Origin of the sequence: Serratia sp. (in: enterobacteria), from assembly GCF_046715635.1 — a bacterium.
Lineage (GTDB): Bacteria > Pseudomonadota > Gammaproteobacteria > Enterobacterales > Enterobacteriaceae > Chania.
The window spans coordinates 1-19,303 of record NZ_JBKJYW010000315.1 but is presented as its reverse complement, the minus strand read 5'-3'; the positions used below and the strand labels follow the sequence as shown (position 1 = coordinate 19,303).

The following is a 19,303-nucleotide window of genomic DNA, read 5'->3' as shown; positions in this document are numbered from 1 at the left end:
GACTGGAACTGCCCTTCAGCCAGCCCGGCAATGCTGGGGTTGGCTTTGGCTTCGGCAATCACTTCGTCCTGATGGCTGGCCGCCCATGGCCCGACCCAGAAGACGTTCACCGCAGCCACCGCCGAGGTAAAGATCGCCAACACCATTGCGGCAATGATCAGGGTTCGTTTCCCCAGACCGCAGGCATGCATAACGGTGATTTCGCTTTCGGTATACAACCGACCAAGCGTCATCAAGAGGCCAAGAAACAGGCTTAAGGGCAAGATTAGCTGCGCCATCTTCGGCACACCCAATGCAAGCAGGGATAAGACTAAATTTGTCGGGATATTGCCGTCGACCGCATCACCTAACACCCTGACCAGGTTCTGACAAAAGAAGATCAGAAGCAGGATAAACAGGATGGCAATTTGGCTCTTCAGCGTTTCCCGTACCAGATATCTAATGATGATCACGCTTATTACGCCTGTGAAAACTTGTCTTTTTGCAGGAAAATCGATAGTTTCATCGCTAATCCGCCATTTTTTCTCATCATGTGGCAACCTTCACAGCTAAAATAGTATTAGAACATCAAGCTGTTTGGCCCTCCTATAGGAACAGACCTATAGTAGCCAAAACAGAACATTTACGCCGTTCAGGTTAACCTTGTTAGTTAACTCAATGACGGAAGCTCTTGGCGGAGTAGGTCATTCTAGCCGTAGCTTTCGCCGTTGTCTTTAAGATTCAGGAGAGTGCATGGAGTTCAGTGTAAAAAGCGGTAGCCCGGAAAAACAGCGCAGCGCCTGTATTGTAGTAGGTGTTTTCGAACCACGCCGCCTGTCACCTATCGCAGAACAGCTCGACAAAATCAGTGATGGTTATATCAGCGCACTACTGCGCCGGGGCGAACTGGAAGGCAAAGTCGGGCAGACGTTACTGCTGCACCATGTGCCGAACATTCTCTCCGAACGCATCTTGCTGATTGGCTGTGGCAAAGAGCGCGAGCTCGATGAACGCCAGTACAAGCAGGTGATCCAGAAAACCATCAATACCCTTAACGACACCGGTTCCATGGAGGCCGTCTGCTTCCTGACCGAACTGCACGTCAAAGGCCGCAACACTTACTGGAAGGTGCGCCAGGCGGTAGAAACCGCCAAAGAAACGCTCTACACCTTCGATCAGTTGAAGAGCAACAAGGTGGAACCACGTCGCCCGCTGCGTAAAATGGTGTTCAACGTGCCAACCCGCCGTGAACTGACCAGCGGTGAACGCGCCATCCAACACGGCCTGGCCGTGGCTTCCGGCATCAAGGCGGCCAAAGATCTCGGCAATATGCCACCAAACATCTGTAACGCCGGTTATCTGGCCTCACAGGCGCGTCAGTTGGCCGACGCCTTCAGCACCCACATCACCACCCGCGTCATCGGCGAACAGCAGATGAAAGAGCTGGGGATGAACGCCTATCTGGCGGTCGGTGCCGGTTCGCAAAATGAATCGCTGATGTCGGTGATGGAATATAAGGGAAATCCTAACCCGGACGCTAAGCCGATCGTGCTGGTAGGCAAAGGGCTGACCTTCGACTCCGGCGGCATCTCGATCAAACCTGCCGACGGCATGGACGAGATGAAATACGACATGTGCGGCGCCGCGACCGTGTACGGCGTCATGCGTGTGGTAGCCGAACTGAACCTGCCGCTGAACGTGATCGGCGTGCTGGCTGGCTGTGAAAACATGCCGGGTGGGCGGGCCTATCGCCCAGGCGACGTGCTGACCACCATGTCGGGCCAGACGGTAGAAGTGCTGAACACCGACGCCGAAGGCCGCCTGGTGCTGTGCGATACCCTCACCTACGTGGAACGTTTCGAGCCAGAGCTGGTGATCGATATCGCTACCCTGACCGGCGCCTGCGTGATCGCATTGGGCCACCACATCACCGGCCTGATGTCGAACCACAACCCGCTGGCTCACGAGCTGATCGGCGCTTCCGAGCAATCGGGCGACCGTGCGTGGCGTTTGCCGATGAGCGATGAGTATTACGAGCAGCTGGATTCCAACTTTGCGGATATGGCCAACATCGGCGGCCGCCCAGGTGGTGCCATCACCGCCGCGTGCTTCCTTTCACGCTTTACCCGCAAGTACAGCTGGGCGCACCTGGACATCGCCGGTACCGCCTGGCGTTCCGGCAAGGCCAAAGGGGCCACTGGCCGCCCGGTAGCCCTGCTGGCGCAGTTCCTGCTTAACCGTGCTGGTCTAAACGGCGACGATTAAAATACCCTTCATCTTTCAAGCCGCAGCGTTGTTGGCTGCGTTCGTCCACCCCAGTCACTTACAAAAGTAAGCTCCTGGGGATGAACGAACTTACCGCCTAGCTGCAACTTGAAATCTATTGGGTATATAATCATGCAAAACGGGCGCACTGGTTGCGCCCCTACTTTTTCTTAGTGGCAACGAATCCATGATCAAACAGGCAACGTTCTACCTTCTTGAACACGCAGAACCCGCTGGCGCACTCAGTGCACACGAGGCTGTGGCCTGCGCCGTTGCCGCCGAAAGTTGGCGCGCTGGCAAGCGGGTGCTGATCGCCTGTGAAAGCCAGGAGCAGGCCCAGCGGCTGGATGAAGCCCTGTGGCAACGTGAGCCACACCAATTTGTGCCACACAATCTGGCGGGCGAAGGGCCAAACTTTGGCGCGCCGGTCGAGCTGTGCTGGCCAGGCAAACGCGGAAATGCCCCGCGCGATCTGCTGATCGCCCTGCTACCGCAGTTTGCAGATTTTGCTACTGCTTTCCATGAAGTGGTAGACTTCGTCCCTTACGAAGACACCTTGAAACAGTTGGCGCGCGAACGTTATAAAGCCTATCGCAGCGTCGGCTTCCATTTGACCACGGCCACGCCGCCAACTAACTGAACCTTGAAATAAAAATGGAAAAGACCAACACCGATCTCGATACCGCCTATGACCCAACCCAGATCGAACAGAAACTGTACGATCACTGGGAAAGCCAGGGCTATTTCAAACCGAATGGCGATACCAGCCAGGAAAGTTTCTGCATCATGATCCCGCCGCCGAACGTCACCGGCAGCCTGCATATGGGCCACGCGTTCCAGCAGACCATCATGGACACCATGACCCGCTACCAGCGCATGCAGGGTAAAAATACCCTGTGGCAAGCCGGTACCGACCATGCCGGTATCGCGACCCAGATGGTGGTTGAGCGCAAGATCGCCGCAGAAGAAAATAAAACCCGCCATGATTATGGCCGCGATGCGTTCATCGATAAAATCTGGCAGTGGAAGGACGAGTCCGGCGGCACCATCACCCGCCAGATGCGCCGTCTGGGCAACTCCGTAGATTGGGAGCGCGAGCGCTTCACCATGGACGAAGGCCTGTCCAACGCGGTGAAAGAAGTGTTTGTCCGCCTGTACAAAGAAGATCTGATCTACCGTGGCAAACGCCTGGTGAACTGGGATCCAAAACTGCGCACCGCCATCTCCGATCTGGAAGTAGAAAACCGCGAATCCAAAGGCTCCATGTGGCACCTGCGCTATCCGCTGGCCGATGGGGCAACAACGGCGGAAGGCAAAGACTACCTGGTGGTTGCCACCACCCGTCCGGAAACCGTGCTGGGTGATACCGGCGTAGCGGTAAACCCGGAAGATCCACGCTACAAGGATCTGATTGGCAAAGAGATCATTCTGCCATTGGTGGGCCGCCGCATCCGCATCGTGGGTGACGAGCACGCCGATATGGAGAAAGGCACCGGCTGCGTGAAAATCACCCCGGCGCACGACTTCAACGACTATGAGGTGGGTAAACGTCACGGCCTGCCGATGATCAACATCCTGAGCTTCGACGGTGACATCCTCGAAGTGGCCGAGGTGTTCGACACCCTGGGTGAAGTCAGCACCGCCTACAGCGGCGAGCTGCCAGCGCAGTTCCGTGGCCTGGAGCGCTTTGCTGCGCGTAAAGCCGTGGTTGCCGCCTTTGACGAACTCGGCCTGCTGGAAGAGATCAAACCTCACGATCTGACCGTGCCTTACGGTGACCGTGGCGGCGTGGTTATCGAGCCAATGCTGACTGACCAATGGTACGTGCGTACCGCACCGCTAGCGAAAGTCGCGGTTGAAGCGGTTGAGCAAGGTGAGATCCAGTTCGTGCCTAAGCAGTACGAAAACATGTACTTCAGCTGGATGCGCGATATCCAGGACTGGTGTATCTCCCGTCAGCTGTGGTGGGGCCATCGCATCCCGGCCTGGTACGACGCCGAAGGCAAAGTCTACGTAGGCCGCACCGAAGAAGAAGTGCGCCGCGAAAACAACCTGGGTGCCGACGTTCAGCTTCACCAGGACGAAGACGTGCTGGATACCTGGTTCTCCTCCGGCCTGTGGACCTTCTCTACCCTGGGTTGGCCAGAGCAGACTCCAGATCTGAAGACCTTCCACCCGACCAGCGTGCTGGTCAGCGGCTTCGACATCATCTTCTTCTGGATTGCCCGCATGATCATGCTGACCATGCACTTCGTCAAAGATGAAAACGGCAAGCCGCAGGTTCCGTTCAAGACCGTGTACATGACCGGCCTGATCCGCGACGACGAAGGGCAGAAAATGTCCAAGTCAAAGGGTAACGTCATCGATCCGCTGGATATGGTTGACGGTATCTCGCTGGAAGACCTGCTGGAGAAACGTACCGGCAACATGATGCAGCCGCAGCTGGCAGAGAAAATCCGCAAGCGCACCGAGAAGCAGTTCCCGAACGGCATCGAACCGCACGGCACCGACGCCCTGCGCTTCACCCTGGCAGCACTGGCCTCCACCGGCCGTGACATCAACTGGGATATGAAGCGCCTGGAAGGCTACCGCAACTTCTGTAACAAGCTGTGGAACGCCAGCCGCTTTGTACTGATGAACACTGAAGCGCATGACTGCGGCTTCAACGGTGGCGAAATGCAGCTGTCACTGGCCGACCGCTGGATCCTGGCCGAATTCAACCGCACGGTGAAAGCCTACCGTGAGGCGCTGGACACCTATCGCTTCGATATCGCGGCGGGCATTCTGTACGAATTCACCTGGAACCAGTTCTGCGACTGGTATCTGGAATTGACCAAACCGGTCGTGATCAACGGCAGCGAAGCGGAACAGCGTGGCACACGTAATACGCTGATCACCGTGCTGGAAGCATTGCTGCGCCTGGCGCACCCAATCATTCCATTTATCACCGAAACTATCTGGCAGCGCGTTAAGCCTCTAACCGGTGAAACCGCAGACACCATCATGCTGCAGCCGTTCCCGGCCTTCGACGCCGCGCTGGAAGACCAGCAGGCATTGAACGATCTGGAGTGGATCAAGCAGGCAATCACCGCGGTGCGTAACATCCGCGCCGAGATGAACATTGCGCCAAGCAAACAGCTGGAAGTGCTGCTGCGTAACGCCAATGGGGATGCCCAACGCCGCGTACAGGAAAACCAGAGCTTTATCGAACGCCTGGCGCGCCTGAGCTCTATCACCCTGCTGCCTGCGGGCGAGAAAGGCCCGGTTTCGGTTACCAAGCTGGTGGACGGTGCCGAACTGCTGATCCCGATGGCTGGCTTTATCGACAAGGATGCGGAAATCGCGCGCCTGTCGAAAGAGATGGGCAAGCTGGATGGTGAGATTGCTTCTATCGAGGGCAAGCTGTCCAACGAAGGCTTTGTGGCTCGCGCACCGGAAGCGGTGGTGGCCAAAGAGCGTGAGCGCCTGGCAGCCTGCAAAGAAGGCAAGGTGAAGCTACAAGAACAGCAGGCGACCATCGCCGCGCTGTAATCTGCAAGCTACCGATCAAAAACAGCGGGTGATTTTTCCCCGCTGTTTTTTTATCGGCATTGCCAAGGGCCTGGCTTAAGTGTTATTACAAAGTATTATTGTGCGGTGCATTCCGTAATAACAACAAAATTCCGGGTCCCCTCTGGTTCCCTTTGATGGTGAATGTAAACATGACAACAGCCACCCCAGTGCGTCTTCTGGTACGCCCAATAACAGCTGACGACAATGCCGCTATTGCTCACGTCATTCGCGAAGTCTCCGCCGAGCATGGCCTGACAGCGGATAAGGGCTTTACGGTTTCCGATCCCAATCTGGACGCCTTGTTCCAGCTCTATAGCCAACCACGCAGCGCCTACTGGGTGGTGGAGATGGACGGTCAGATAGCCGGTGGTGGTGGTGTTGCGCCGCTGCAGGGCGGTGAGATCGACGTCTGCGAATTACAGAAAATGTATTTCCTGCCGGTATTACGTGGCAAAGGTCTGGCAAAACGCCTGGCGCTGCAGGCGCTGGAGTTTGCCCGCCAGCAGGGGTTCGAGCATTGTTATCTGGAAACCACCGCCACGTTGCAGCAGGCGATCGGTCTGTATGAACATCTCGGCTTTGAGCATATCGGTTATGCCATGGGCAATACCGGCCACGGCGACTGCGAAGTCACCATGCTGAAGGCGCTTTAACCTGCGCAATGACCCCTCACCCTAACCCTCTCCCACAGGGAGAGGGGACCGAATGTGCCCCGATTTTTCTCCTACGTCTGACATCAACTCCCTAATTTTTCAAAGGCATACCTAGCTACAACATCAAGTCTGGTGCTCTTCCTACGTTACAGCAAATCCCCTTACCTAACCGCAACGCCGAACTGGCTCCCTCTCCTTGGGGAGAGGGTTGGGGTGAGGGAGAGAACACATCACTCACAAAAAGATTATTAACATCAACATTATTCAAAAAAACGCACGGTAATTTTATATTTCAAACAGTTAAAATGATGCTTAATTCTGTAATGTAAATTTATTGTGATATTCGTTAACAAATTAACGATCGTAAATTGACCTGCCACTCCTCTGGGTTACTCTGCCATGACAGTCTCCAACCATCACGCACAGGGAACGGTCATGTCAGAAAATAACTTCGATTACATCATTGTTGGCGCAGGCTCGGCAGGTTGCGTGTTGGCGGCACAGCTCATCCGCCGTACCCAGGGCCGCATCCTGCTGCTGGAAGCCGGCGGCGACGACAATAATCTGTTTATCAAAATGCCCGCCGGGGTAGCCAAGATCATCGCCAAGAAGAGCTGGCCATATGAAACCGAACCAGAGCCGCACGCCAATAACCGCCGCATGCAGATCGCTCAGGGCAAGGTGCTGGGCGGCAGCAGTTCGGTCAACGGCATGATCTACCTGCGTGGCCAACCACAAGATTACGACGCCTGGGCTGAGCAATATGGCTGTACCGGCTGGAGCTATCAGGACGTGCTGCCCTACTTTAAACGCGCCGAAGCCAATGAAAGCCTGGCGGATGAGTATCACGGGGTTGACGGGATGCTGCCGGTTAGCGAGAACCGCTACCGTCATCCGCTAAGCATGGCGTTTATCCGCGCAGGCCAGGAGTTGGATCTGCCCTACCGCAACGACTTTAATGGCGCTAGCCAACACGGCGTAGGGTTCTACCAAACCACCACCCACAATGGCGAACGCGCCAGCACCTCCCGCACCTATCTGCAAGCCGTACGTGATAACTCGCGGCTAGTGGTAAAACTCAACGCGCTGGTGCATCGCGTCACCTTCGAAAACAACGTGGCAACTGGAGTGGTCTACAGCCTGAACGGTGGCAATGAGATCTCCGCCCATGCCAGCCAGGAAGTGATCCTCAGCGCCGGGGCGATTGGCTCACCGAAGATCCTGATGCTGTCCGGCATTGGTCCGCGCGAACATCTGGAGCAGTTGGGTATTACGCCGCTGGCCGATCTGCCGGTGGGCAAAAACTTCCACGATCACCTGCATATGTCGATTAACGTCAGCACCCGTGAACCTGTCAGCCTGTTCGGTGCCGATCGGGGTGTGCAGGCACTGCGCCACGGTGCTGAGTGGCTGGCGTTTCGCAGCGGCGTGTTGACCTCTAACGTACTGGAGGGTGCCGCCTTTGCAGACTCCCTAGGCAATGGCAGGCCAGACGTGCAGGTGCATTTCCTGCCGATACTGGACAGTTGGGACGACGTGCCCGGCGAACCGCTACCGGCGATCCACGGTATGTCGTTCAAGGTCGGCTATCTGCAACCCAAAGCGCGGGGTCAGGTGCAGCTACGCAGCCGCAACCCTGCCGATCCGGTCAAGCTCCAGGCCAACTACCTTGGTCATCCAGACGATCTGGCGGGCAGCATTCGCGCGGTGAAATTTGGCCTGCGCTTCCTGGAAACCGCCTCTCTCAAGCCGCTGATTAAAGATCTGCTGATGCCACAACCGGCGTGGGTCAACGATGAGGCGCAGATGGAGGAGTTTGTGCGTAACTTCTGCAAGACGGTCTATCACCCGGTGGGTAGTTGCCGCATGGGGCAAAATACTGAGGACTCGGTGACCGACTTACAGCTACGAGTGCATGGCTTTGAACGGCTGCGGGTGGTCGACTGTTCGGTGATGCCGCAGGTCACTAGCGGTAACACCAATGCCCCAACCATTATGCTGGCCGAGAAGGCGGTGGATTTGATATTGGGTGAATAGCCCAAATAGACGGCAAGCCGATGTTGGCTTGCTGTCAGCTAACCATTGCTGCAAATCATGTTAAAAAATCCCCCCTGTTAACCTCCCCCTAAATCGCCAACAACCAGAAAAAATGTGATTGCGCTCATTAATCCAGCAAAAAGGGTTGAATGCGGCATGAAACACGGCCAATATAATCACAAATGCGAACATGATCCGAATATGCGAACAAAAAGGATAAACAATGAACAGTTTTATCTTCAACAACCCTGTCAAACTTCACGTTGGCCCTGGCAAATTTGCTCTGCTTGGTAGCATCGCTCAACAGTACGGGAAGAAAGCACTGTTGGTCGTTTCTGATAACACCAAGTCCACGGGCCTACTCGCTCGGGCACAAGAAACCCTGGCTGCCGCCGGGGTGGCATTTGCCGTCTATGACCAATTTATGCAAAACCCGCTCTCCACACTGGTGGAAGCCGGTGCTGAAATGGCACGCCAGGAGCAATGCGATCTGGTGATTGGTATTGGTGGTGGCAGCGCAATGGATATGGCCAAAGGCATTGCGTTTTGTGCCTGCAATCCAGGCAGCATCTGGGAGTATGTGTTTGGCAAAACCCAGGCACAGTACGCGCTGCCAAATATCCTGGTGCCGACCACGGCTGGCACGGGCAGCGAGGCTAACCGTACCGCCGTGTTCACCAACCCGGAAACCCATGATAAAAAAGGCTTGGTTAACCCGTTAATCTACCCGGTCGCCTCAATTGTTGACCCCGAACTGATGCTCACTCTGCCAAAACGCGTGATCGCCGGGCCCGGTGCCGACGTCTTGTTCCATGCCCTGGAGTCATATATCTCCCGGAATGCGCACCCAGTCAGTGAAATGCTCTCACTGCGTGCGATTACCCTGCTGACACAGAACCTGCCACGCGTGTATGCCGATGTGACCGATTTGGCGGCATGGGAGCAGGTTTGCGTGGCGAGTACGCTTGCCGGAATGGCGATCGACTGTGCTGGTACGGCGCTGCCACATGCTCTGCAACACCCAATGGGCGGGCTGCTTGATGTCGTGCATTCTGAAGGTATCGCCGCGGTTTATCCGGCCTTTATGGAATACACCTGGTCGGCCGCCCCCGAAAAATTTGCCGCCATTGCCTATGCCATGGGGGTGGATACTCGCGATATGTCCCTTGAACAAGCCGCTTACAGCAGCGTACAGGCCGTCACGTCATTGCTGTCATCAGTCAATATGCTCCCTTCCTTGACTGAACTAGGGGTGAAAGAAGAGCACTTCGACTGGATCATCAATAACGTGCAAACCACCATGAAAGTGGTGCTGGAAAATAATCCACGCGTGCCGGATGCCGACACCCTGCGTGACATTTTACAACGTAGCCTTTAATAAAAAATCCGGCCTCAACCGCGCGGTTTAAAGGAGTGAGCATGTTTATTGTCATTGATTCAGGTTCGTCCACGACACGTATTTATCTGCTGACATTCGCCGATAATAAGATTATTGACAAGATAACGATCGGCGAAGGGGTAAACTCTACCGTTACTCATGGAAATAATAATCTATTACGTCAGGCGATGGTGCGGGGCGTAACGGAATTATTGGTAAGAAACGACAAGGCTCAGCAGGATATCACCTTTATTATTGCCTCAGGCATGATCACGTCAAACCTGGGTTTGCACGAGGTTCCCCATTTGGTTGCACCGGTCGGGATTGACGAATTGGCACAGCATACTGTGCCATTTGCTGCCAATGAGCTCCTGGCGTTGGATATTCCCGTCATGCTAATCCCTGGCGTTCGCAACCAGACGCCCCCCTCATGGGAAAACCTCAGCGGTATTGACCTGATGCGGGGTGAAGAGACTCAGGCTGTCGGGTTGCTGTTGGGCTATCAGCCCAAGCTCCCCTGTATCCTGATCGAGCTGGGTTCCACCACCAAACTGATTTCAATTAATCAACAGGGGAAAATTGCCGGCAGTATTACCTCCTTAAGCGGCCAGGTGTATGCGGCAATCCTCAAGCAGACCTTTGTCGCAGCCAGTGTTGCCACCACGCCAGAAGAAGAGGCGCAGGCGAAAATAGATCCGCAAATTATTGATGCCGCCTGCAATGCCGTGCAGGAGAGCGGTTTATTACGCACGATATTAATGAGCCGATTCTTACAATTCGCGTTTCCCACCACCGCGCCACAACGCAAGCTCTTCCTTGAAAGCGCCATGGCAGGCGACGATATCAACGTTTTTATCAATGCCCAACACCAGGGGTTTAATTTCCATGGCGAGATCTTTTTAATTGGCCATGCGAAACGTTGTGAGATTTACCAGCATATTATTCGACAGCAGTTAAAAATAGATAGCCCACAGCGAATAATTTCCGACGAACAGCAAATAGATCTGTTAGCGATAACCGGCGCCAGCGCTATTGCTAATACACTCCGCATCCTACGCTGATAATAATAACGAGAATGATATGTATATAATCACTATCGATACCGGCACCACCAACACCAGGGTATGTGCCTGGCAGGACCAACGGCTGTTGGCCGAAGCGGCACGCCCCATCGGCGTACGCGATACCGCCATCTCTGGCAGTACGGCAACGCTGATGAATGGCGTCCGCGAAGCCGTTCAGGAAGCCAAAAATCTGGCCGCGATACCGGCAGCTGAATGTGTGGTTTACCTGTCATCGGGTATGATCACCTCCAACGTGGGATTATGCGAAATTCCGCATTTGTTGGCGCCTGCCGGGCTCGGCGAACTCGCTCAAGGCATGGTCTGCGCCAATCTGCCAGAGATCGCCGAGGAGCCCATCTGGTTTGTACCAGGAGTTCGCAATCATGATTCAGCCGTCACGCTGGGTAATGCCGAGCAGATGGATATGATGCGCGGTGAAGAGACGGAGGCTATCGGCGTACTCTCCAGCCTGGACATCCACGGCCCAGCGCTGATCGTACTGCCAGGTTCGCACTCTAAATTCGTCAAGATAGATGCGCACAATCGCATCGAAGGTTGCGTCACGACACTCGGTGGTGAACTGCTGGACGTGATTACCCGGCATACGATCCTGGCCAACTCCCTGGATCGGCAATTCGCCCAGGAGATTGAAGCCCCCGCTCTGCTGCAAGGGGCAAACCAATGTCGGCAAACGGGCTTGTCCCGCACCTGTTTTTCTGTGCGTGTTCTGGATATGTTCAGCCACCTTACCCTCAACCAGAAAGCCAATGTCCTGTTAGGGGCCGTGCTACAAGATGACCTGCAGGCGGTAAAAAATAGCGAGGCCTTTACGGTTACCCCGGATACTCACGTCGTAGTATGCGGCAAAGATACGCTTAAATTCGCCTTCGCTACCCTGATTGAAAATGACTCGTGGTTTAACGGGAAAGTTACCCTGGCATCGATAGATCGTTCACTTTCCAGTTCTGGATTATTTGCCCTGGCTCACCACCGACAGATTATTTAATTCCTTTGTATCCTACACAAAATTAAAAGGTCTGATTATGAACACCATCGTTAATGAAAAAGTCATAACAAAAAAACGAGGAAATAAGCGCTGGTTTGTTGTATTCCTCTTATTGATTGGCGGTATTGTCAACTACCTCGATCGTGCCAGCCTCTCTATTGCTGCGCCCGATATGATGAAAGAACTTGAATTATCGAATACGGATATCGGATTGCTGGGTTCGGTCTTTGCGCTGATCTACGCGCTTTGCCAACTCCCTGCCGGTTGGCTGGTTGACCGGTTCGGCCCGAAAAAAGTGTACGGCTGGGCCGTCGGCTTATGGAGCGGTGCCACCATGCTGACCGGTGCTTGTAACAGTATGGTGACGCTGATTTTTGCCCGTGGTCTGCTGGGGATCACCGAAGCCCCATGCTGGCCAGGAGCGGCGAAAATCACCGCCTCATGGTTCCCCAAAAGTGAACGTGCGTTGGCAACCGGGTTCTGGGATGCCGCGTCCAAATGGGGGCCAGCCATCGCTCCGCCGATCCTGGTCGCTATCATTGTGCCATTCGGCTGGCGAGCGCTGTTTTATATTGCTGGGGCAATAGGTTTTATCTTCGTTGTGTTTTTCATCTTCGCCTATCACCAGCCAGAACGGCACCCAAACATTACCAAAGAAGAGCTGGACTATATTAAAGAAGGCGGCGGTGGCACAGCACAAAAACTGACGGGAGACGCTGAAAAAATCAGCTGGGGCGGCCTGTTTAAATATCGCTGTATCTGGGGAATGATTTTAGGTTGGTTCTGTTATGTGTGGATGATGAATATTTTGACCACGTTCTTACCGCTCTATTTAATGAAAACCCAAAATATCCAGTTCAAGGAATTAGGCATCTACGCCAGTATTCCCTATTTCGGTGGGATTGTCGGTGCCATTGCCGGTGGTTACATCTCCAAATGGCTGGTGGATAAACAGATCTTTACCGAATCCTTAAAAGCCAAGCGTGTCACCATCAGCGTCTCAGCACTGTTAGCCGGCGTTGCGGTGATTGCGGTGCCAATGGTGGATAGCCTGGCTGCCACTCTGACCTTGCTGGTGATTGCCATGGCGCTGCTCTCTTCACTTTCTGCCACTGGCTGGGCATTACCTGGCGATGTCGCCCCGGCGTCCATGGTGGCCTCGGTTGGCAGCATCCAGAACTTTGGTGGCTATTTTGCCGGATCGTTATCACCGCTGGTGACCGGGTTAATTGCCGATGTCACTGGCTCATACACCCTGGCATTTGTCAGTGGTGGGATTATCGCAGCCTGCGCTGCACTGTGTTATTGGTTCATCGTCAAAGAACCGGTGACCGTAACGGATTGATGTCATCAGGGAGCTCGCTCCCTGATATTTCCCAAGAGGTTATCCATGATTAAACAACGCGTGATTCGCGCCATAGAAGAAACCGGCATGATTGCCATCGTTCGCGGCGTCGCGCCCGAGGGCATTATCCCCCTCGCCAATGCCCTGTATGAGGGCGGCATTCGAGTCATTGAGGTCACTTGTAACTCGACCCGGCACCTGGAAAGCATCAGCGCGCTTAAGCAGGAGATGGGAGACAGAATGTGTGTCGGCGCGGGGACGGTATTAAACCCGGTAATGGCACAGCTGGTGTTGGACGCCGGTGCCGATTTTGTCCTCTCCCCCGACTTCAACCCCGATGTGGTAATGATGGTGCACGAAAAGCAACGCCTGATGATCCCTGCGGTGATGACTCCCTCAGAGATTTTGCAGGCCTGCCGCCTGGGGGTAGATTTGTTAAAACTGTTCCCAGCCAATAGCCTCGGCGTCAATTATATGAAAGAGGTGTTAGGGCCGTTGGATAACCTATCGATGATCCCGGTTGGCGGGATTACGCTTGAAAACACCCGCGAATTTGCCAAGGCCGGTGCGTTTGCGATGGGTGTGGGGAGCGCACTGACTAATAAACAATGGATTGAGGCAGGCAACTGGGCGGCCATCACCCAACAGGCACAAGCCTTTATCCAGGCATTTCATCAAGGAAAACAGTCCTGACATCAGGATAGACAAGCTACGGTGAATAACCGTAGCTTGCTTATTATTTAGCAGATCCCCAGAGTCGCTGTATTCACCCTCGCTACCTCGTTATACTGCACGCTATAACAATAACGGTGAGGTAAGCCCGTGTCTGAAAAGATAAATCGTTCGGTTGCCCGGGCGTTGGATATGCTGGAGTTGGTCGCGGCAAGCAAAAGCGAACTGACCATTACCGAAATCAGCAAGCAACTGGGCATCCCCAAGAGCACCACCTTTGATATTCTCTACACCCTGCTCGATAAAGGTTATCTGGAGCAAGCCAACGAAAAGCAGAAGTCGTTTAAGCTGGGCGTAAAACTGTTCCAGACGGGAGCCTGTTACCTGGAGCAAACGCCTTTCCACAACGTCGCGCATGCGATGCTGGAAAAGCTCGCCGAAATCGCGGGGGAAACCGTGTTTCTGGCGTTGCTCAATAACGATGAGTTGGTTTATTTCGATAAAGTGGAAAGCCCCAACTCCGTCAGAACCTCCGCCAGAATTGGTTCGAACAACCCGCTGTACTGTACCGGGCTGGGTAAAGCGATCCTGGCAACCTTACCTGACGATGAGGTAAAAACCATTCTGGCCCGCACAGGCGGGTTGCAGGCCATCACGCCGTATACCGTGACTGATGAAGCGAAATTTTTCGCGATTTTAAATCAGGCACGCCAGCAGGGTTATGCCGTTGACGATCGCGAACATAATGCCGAGGTGTTCTGCCTTGCCGCTCCAATCTATAACTTTCAGGGCAAGGTCTACGCTGCTATCAGCGTCGCCAGCCTGTTTAACAAAATTAACCAGCAACCCGAAAAAATCGCCGCATTGGGGCAAATGATCTCTGATACCGCCTTGGAACTCTCACAGCGCATTGGCTACCGTGGCCAGCAGCTGTACTCCGATTTCCGGCAGTAATCTGACCGGCCTCGCCTCTGGATGAGAAGGGCCGGATCGTGAGGTTTTATGCCAGCGACACGCCGCTGTGGAAGCGGAACTCGGTGTCCGGTGACTGGATCAGTTCTGCCTCTAGGCGGCCAAAAAACGCCACGCGTTCACTGATATCGCCCCCGGCAATCTGCTCTGCCAGCGTCAGGTAATCCTGATAATGGCGGGCTTCGGAACGCAGCAGCGAGACGTAAAACCGGTTCAGCTCATCGTCCAGGAACGGGGCCAGCTTGGCGAAGCGCTCGCAGGAGCGGGCCTCGATATACGCGCCGCAGATCAGTTTATCGATCAGAGTGGCCGGATCGTGAGTGCGCACCTCGCGGATCATGCTTTTGGCATAGCGGCTGGCGGTGATCTTTCTATAAGGGATCTGCCGGGCCTGCATGATCTCCAGCACCTGCGAGAAGTGATGCAGCTCTTCTTTGATCAGCAACACCATCTTGTCCACCAGATCCTGGCCATAGGCCGAGCCGTTCTTCGGCAGGATCTTCCTGGTAAACGCGCTCTGGCGGAACAGCTCTTCCGGCACTTCCTGCGCCTCGTGCACAAACGCCTCATAGGGCCTCAGCAGCGCCAACAGGGCATCGCCACTCTCTTTGTCGGCCACATAGCGACGGATCAGCCACATGCCGGTCTGCGCGGCTTTCAGCTCGCATACCAGGTGGTCGGTCAGCAACAGTGGCAGGTTTTCCGGGCGGCGGGCCGCTTCGATCCATCCATCCGGGGTTTCACAGTGCAGGAAGTTTAAAATCGGGGATAACAGAGATTGGTATTTCATCGGGTTCTATCAGGGGCCAGCTTGCGCCAGCCCGCAGGATTTAATTAATGACGTTTGCCGTCGTCGTCTTCATCGATAAAGTCGCCGTCTTCTTCTTCGTCGTCGCCTTCTTCACCGTTCGGATCTTCATAGTAGGTGCCCCAACCGTCGTAATTGACACCGCATTTTTCTGCCAGTGCCACCAGTTGTTCTACCTGGCTGTCGATCAGCTCGGCATTCAGCGCAACTTCGCTGATCACGTCACAGCACATCACCATGGAGCCATCTTCCACTTCCAGCTCTTCGGCATCGGTCACTTCGTAGCCCAACTTGAAGGCTTCCACGGCGGCCTGTTCCAAAACTTCAAACTTTTCGGCAGAGAAATGGTGCTCGATGGTGTAGAGCGCATCCGGATCGCTGCCGTCTTCCAGCAGTTCTTCGATGATCAGGCGGGTCTCTTCACGTTGTTCTTCCAGCAATTCGCGGTTTGCCATGCCTCTATCCTCAATAAAATGGGCTTCGTTACTGCTATTTTCACACACCGCTGCCACCGCTGCCACGATAAACGTGAAAGATTTCTGCCTCGGGGTTGAAATTGAATATTCATACATATAAAGTGAATTTAAATTCAATCAAACGATAGGGATTTACGGAGATGAGCCAGATGAACCCGTTCTACAGTCGTCACTTTTTGAGATTAATGGATTTTACCCCCAGTGAGATCCAGTCCTTGCTGCAGTTGGCCGCCGATTTGAAGCAGGCCAAGAAGCAAGGCCAGGAAACCCGCCATCTGCAAGGCAAAAACATTGCGCTCATCTTCGAAAAAGACTCCACCCGTACCCGATGCTCTTTCGAAGTTGCCGCATTCGATCAGGGCGCTCAGGTGACCTACCTTGGCCCAAGCGGCAGTCAGATCGGCCATAAAGAGTCGATGAAAGACACCGCCCGCGTGCTGGGCCGGATGTACGACGGTATTCAATATCGCGGTTTTGGCCAGTGCCTGGTGGAAACCTTGGCAGAACATGCTGGCGTGCCAGTGTGGAATGGCCTGACCAACGAGTTCCATCCCACCCAGTTACTGGCGGATCTGCTCACCGTACGTGAACACCTGCCGGGGAAAGCGTTGAGCGAGGTGAAGTTCGCCTACATTGGCGATGCACGTAACAATATGGGCAACACCCTGTTGGAAGCCGCCGCGCTGGTGGGCATGGATCTGCGGTTGGTCGCGCCGAAGGCCTGTTGGCCGCAGGCCGAGCTGGTTGCAGAGTGCCAGGCGCTGGCGCAGCAGACCGGTGGCAAAATCACCCTGACGGAAGATATTGCCGAAGGCGTGCAAGGTGCCGATTTCCTGTACACCGACGTTTGGGTCTCGATGGGAGAAGCCAAAGAAGTCTGGCAGGAGCGGATTGCCCTGCTCAGGCCGTATCAGGTGAATATGGCGATGGTGAAGCTGACCGGCAATCCACAGGTGAAGTTCCTGCACTGCTTACCGGCATTCCATGACGATCAAACCACGTTGGGTCAACAGATGGCCGAACAGTACGGCATGCACGGCGGTATGGAAGTGACCAACGAGGTATTCGAGTCGGAGCACAGCATCGTGTTTGATCAGGCAGAGAACCGCCTGCACACCATTAAGGCGGTGATGGTCGCCACGCTGAGCAAAACCCTGTAAATCGCCCTCTCCAAAAACCCTTCTTAGTGAAGGGTTTTTCTAGTCAATACCCCCGCCTTATCCTATATACCCTATGGATTTCAAGCTGCAGCTAGGCGACAAGCTTACTCATCCCCAGGAGCTTACTTTTGGGTAAGTGACTGGGGGTGACAAATCTGTCAGGAACAGATTTGAACGCTGTACACAGCGGCCCCGAAGGGGCGAGGCCCAGGGATGGGTCGAGTAGCTAAGTGCAGGTAACAACGCTGCAGCTTGAAAGACGACGGGTATAGTCTTTTTCGTTATTGTTAATAACTTCTTGGCCTTTGCCTGTTTTTTACCAACGTTCTACCGTGGCACTCTGGCGGCAGAAATGCCGTAAAAAACTAATGAGAACAACCTCTTCTCCGTTCTGGTTTACCGGCACATTTAAGGGAAAACGTTTATGAAAGCCAAAGTCTTGCCGCTGTTTATTCTTGCCGCCCTCTCCACCACTGCACTGGCCGCCACGCCGCCGAATACGCTGGTAGTGGTGCAGTCACTGGATGACATCGTCAGCCTGGATCCGGCGGAAGCCAATGAGCTTTCCAGCATCCAGACCGTACCCAGCCTCTATCAGCGTTTGGTGCAGGCCGATCGTGATAATCCGGCCAAGGTGATCCCGGTGCTGGCGGAAAGCTGGCAGGATGATGCCGCTGCCAAGACCCTGACGGTCAAGCTGCGCCCGCAGGCAGCGTTTTCCTCCGGTAACCCGCTGACCGCCGACGACGTGATTTTCTCTTACACCCGCGCAGTGAAGATGAACAAGTCACCGGCGTTTATCCTCAACGTGCTCGGCTGGCAGCCGGACAATATCGAACAACAGCTGAAGAAGATTGACGACCATACCGTGCAACTGAGCTGGACGGCAGACGTCAGCCCGGCGGTGGCCCTGAATATCCTTTCGACGCCGATCGCCTCAATCGTCGACAGCAAAGCCGTGCAGCCCAACGTGAAGAGTGATGACTTCGGCAACGCTTGGTTGAAGATGCACTCTGCGGGTAGCGGCCCGTTCAAGATGCGGGTTTACCAGCCGCATCAGGCGATCGTGCTGGACGCCAACCCAACTTCACCGGGCGATAAGCCGCTGCTGAGCAATATCATTATCAAGAACGTGCCAGACCCAAGCGCGCGTCGCCTGCTGATCCAGCAAGGGGATGCCGACGTGGCGCGTGAACTCGGCCCGGATCAAACCGCCGCGCTGAAAAGCCAGGCGGGTGTGAAGGTGCTGGAAATCCCTTCCGCCGAGCAGAACTATCTGGTGTTCAACACCGGTAATACCACCAACCCGCTGCTGAAGAACCCGGCCTTCTGGGAAGCGGCTCGCTATCTGGTGGATTATCAGGGCATCACCAAGGATTTGCTGAAAGGGCAATACTTCGTCCATCAAAGCTTCCTGCCGGTCGGCCTGCCGGGGGCGCTGGAAGATAACCCGTTCAGCTTCGATCCGGCCAAGGCCAAGGCGATCCTGGAAAAAGCCGGCATCACCAACGCCAGCCTGACGCTGGACGTGGAAAACAAACCGCCGTTTATCACCATCGCCCAGTCGCTACAGGCCAGCTTTGCCCAGGGTGGCGTGAAGCTCGATCTGTTGCCTGCCGCCGGTAGCCAGGTCTATGCCCGCGTACGCGCCAAGCAGCATCAGGCGGCGATCCGTCTGTGGATCCCGGATTACTTCGATGCGCACTCCAATGCCAGCGCCTTCGCCTATAACGATGGCAAAAGCAGCACGGTAGCCGGGCTGAACAGTTGGCAGATCCCTGAGCTAAGCAAACAAACGCCGGCAGCGGTCGCAGAGGCCGATCCGGCCAAACGCACTGCGCTCTATACCGCTATGCAACAGGAATTGCAGCGCAGTTCACCGTATGTGTTTATCGATCAGGCCAAAACGCAGGTGGTGCTGCGCGATAACGTCAAA

16 protein-coding genes are annotated in these 19,303 nt (G+C 54.8%); 13 read left to right on the top strand and 3 right to left on the bottom strand.

Annotated features, from left to right (window positions below; translation table 11 throughout):
* Positions 1-452 (bottom strand): LptF/LptG family permease (locus ACLQ7H_RS16260; protein ID WP_411753567.1); only part of this gene is annotated, 452 nt, incomplete at its 3' end.
* A gap of 280 nt (positions 453-732) precedes the next feature.
* Between ACLQ7H_RS16260 and pepA the strand changes: the two genes are divergently transcribed.
* From pepA to ACLQ7H_RS16205, 11 genes are all read left to right on the top strand, one after another.
* Entirely contained in the window at positions 733-2,244 is a 1,512-nt protein-coding gene (gene pepA / locus ACLQ7H_RS16255) for a leucyl aminopeptidase (RefSeq protein ID WP_024486368.1), read from the top strand.
* Positions 2,245-2,434: 190 nt separating this feature from the next.
* A complete protein-coding gene (locus ACLQ7H_RS16250; protein WP_411753568.1) occupies positions 2,435-2,884 on the top strand; it encodes a DNA polymerase III subunit chi in 450 nt (149 codons plus the stop codon).
* A gap of 14 nt (positions 2,885-2,898) precedes the next feature.
* Positions 2,899-5,775 (top strand): valine--tRNA ligase, encoded by a 2,877-nt coding sequence (locus ACLQ7H_RS16245; protein WP_411753566.1) that lies wholly within the window; start codon positions 2,899-2,901, stop codon positions 5,773-5,775.
* A gap of 170 nt (positions 5,776-5,945) precedes the next feature.
* Positions 5,946-6,449: a GNAT family N-acetyltransferase gene (locus ACLQ7H_RS16240; RefSeq protein ID WP_411753565.1), complete on the top strand. Its 504-nt coding sequence runs from the start codon at positions 5,946-5,948 to the stop codon at positions 6,447-6,449.
* 435 nt (positions 6,450-6,884) lie between these two features.
* Positions 6,885-8,486, top strand: coding sequence for a GMC family oxidoreductase (locus tag ACLQ7H_RS16235; RefSeq protein ID WP_411753564.1), 1,602 nt, complete (start codon positions 6,885-6,887; stop codon positions 8,484-8,486).
* Positions 8,487-8,709: 223 nt separating this feature from the next.
* On the top strand, positions 8,710-9,864 hold the full coding sequence (locus ACLQ7H_RS16230) for an iron-containing alcohol dehydrogenase (protein ID WP_411753563.1): 1,155 nt from the start codon (positions 8,710-8,712) through the stop codon (positions 9,862-9,864).
* 41 nt (positions 9,865-9,905) lie between these two features.
* Entirely contained in the window at positions 9,906-10,925 is a 1,020-nt protein-coding gene (locus ACLQ7H_RS16225) for a 2-dehydro-3-deoxygalactonokinase (protein ID WP_411753562.1), read from the top strand.
* Between the two features lie 19 nt (positions 10,926-10,944).
* Complete coding sequence (locus tag ACLQ7H_RS16220) at positions 10,945-11,934, top strand: 2-dehydro-3-deoxygalactonokinase (RefSeq protein ID WP_411753561.1); 990 nt, start codon at positions 10,945-10,947, stop codon at positions 11,932-11,934.
* A gap of 37 nt (positions 11,935-11,971) precedes the next feature.
* A complete protein-coding gene (locus ACLQ7H_RS16215) occupies positions 11,972-13,279 on the top strand; it encodes an MFS transporter (protein WP_411753560.1) in 1,308 nt (435 codons plus the stop codon).
* A gap of 45 nt (positions 13,280-13,324) precedes the next feature.
* The gene (locus tag ACLQ7H_RS16210; protein ID WP_411753559.1) at positions 13,325-13,972 is read left to right on the top strand and encodes a bifunctional 4-hydroxy-2-oxoglutarate aldolase/2-dehydro-3-deoxy-phosphogluconate aldolase; all 648 of its coding nucleotides are present in this window, start codon (positions 13,325-13,327) and stop codon (positions 13,970-13,972) included.
* A gap of 129 nt (positions 13,973-14,101) precedes the next feature.
* Entirely contained in the window at positions 14,102-14,905 is an 804-nt protein-coding gene (locus ACLQ7H_RS16205) for an IclR family transcriptional regulator (RefSeq protein ID WP_411753558.1), read from the top strand.
* 46 nt (positions 14,906-14,951) lie between these two features.
* Here ACLQ7H_RS16205 and miaE read toward each other — a convergent pair whose 3' ends face one another.
* Together miaE and rraB are read right to left on the bottom strand one after the other, a co-directional pair.
* Complete coding sequence (gene miaE, locus ACLQ7H_RS16200) at positions 14,952-15,713, bottom strand: tRNA isopentenyl-2-thiomethyl-A-37 hydroxylase MiaE (RefSeq protein WP_411753557.1); 762 nt, start codon at positions 15,711-15,713, stop codon at positions 14,952-14,954.
* 44 nt (positions 15,714-15,757) lie between these two features.
* A complete protein-coding gene (gene rraB / locus ACLQ7H_RS16195; protein ID WP_024485836.1) occupies positions 15,758-16,186 on the bottom strand; it encodes a ribonuclease E inhibitor RraB in 429 nt (142 codons plus the stop codon).
* A gap of 161 nt (positions 16,187-16,347) precedes the next feature.
* Here rraB and argF point away from each other — a divergent pair, with 161 nt between their 5' ends.
* The gene (argF, locus tag ACLQ7H_RS16190) at positions 16,348-17,367 is read left to right on the top strand and encodes an ornithine carbamoyltransferase (protein WP_411753556.1); all 1,020 of its coding nucleotides are present in this window, start codon (positions 16,348-16,350) and stop codon (positions 17,365-17,367) included.
* A gap of 424 nt (positions 17,368-17,791) precedes the next feature.
* Positions 17,792-19,303, top strand: a 1,512-nt coding sequence (locus ACLQ7H_RS16185) for an ABC transporter substrate-binding protein (RefSeq protein WP_411753555.1), incomplete at its 3' end; no start/stop codon positions are given.

Coding starts and splice junctions, on each gene's coding strand:
- pepA (WP_024486368.1), top strand. CDS start 733: ATGGAGTTCAGTGTAAAAAGCGGTAGCCCGGAAAAACAGCGCAGCGCC.
- ACLQ7H_RS16245 (WP_411753566.1), top strand. CDS start 2,899: ATGGAAAAGACCAACACCGATCTCGATACCGCCTATGACCCAACCCAG.
- ACLQ7H_RS16240 (WP_411753565.1), top strand. CDS start 5,946: ATGACAACAGCCACCCCAGTGCGTCTTCTGGTACGCCCAATAACAGCT.
- ACLQ7H_RS16235 (WP_411753564.1), top strand. CDS start 6,885: ATGTCAGAAAATAACTTCGATTACATCATTGTTGGCGCAGGCTCGGCA.
- ACLQ7H_RS16230 (WP_411753563.1), top strand. CDS start 8,710: ATGAACAGTTTTATCTTCAACAACCCTGTCAAACTTCACGTTGGCCCT.
- ACLQ7H_RS16225 (WP_411753562.1), top strand. CDS start 9,906: ATGTTTATTGTCATTGATTCAGGTTCGTCCACGACACGTATTTATCTG.
- ACLQ7H_RS16220 (WP_411753561.1), top strand. CDS start 10,945: ATGTATATAATCACTATCGATACCGGCACCACCAACACCAGGGTATGT.
- ACLQ7H_RS16215 (WP_411753560.1), top strand. CDS start 11,972: ATGAACACCATCGTTAATGAAAAAGTCATAACAAAAAAACGAGGAAAT.
- ACLQ7H_RS16210 (WP_411753559.1), top strand. CDS start 13,325: ATGATTAAACAACGCGTGATTCGCGCCATAGAAGAAACCGGCATGATT.
- miaE (WP_411753557.1), bottom strand. CDS start 15,713: ATGAAATACCAATCTCTGTTATCCCCGATTTTAAACTTCCTGCACTGT.
- rraB (WP_024485836.1), bottom strand. CDS start 16,186: ATGGCAAACCGCGAATTGCTGGAAGAACAACGTGAAGAGACCCGCCTG.
- argF (WP_411753556.1), top strand. CDS start 16,348: ATGAGCCAGATGAACCCGTTCTACAGTCGTCACTTTTTGAGATTAATG.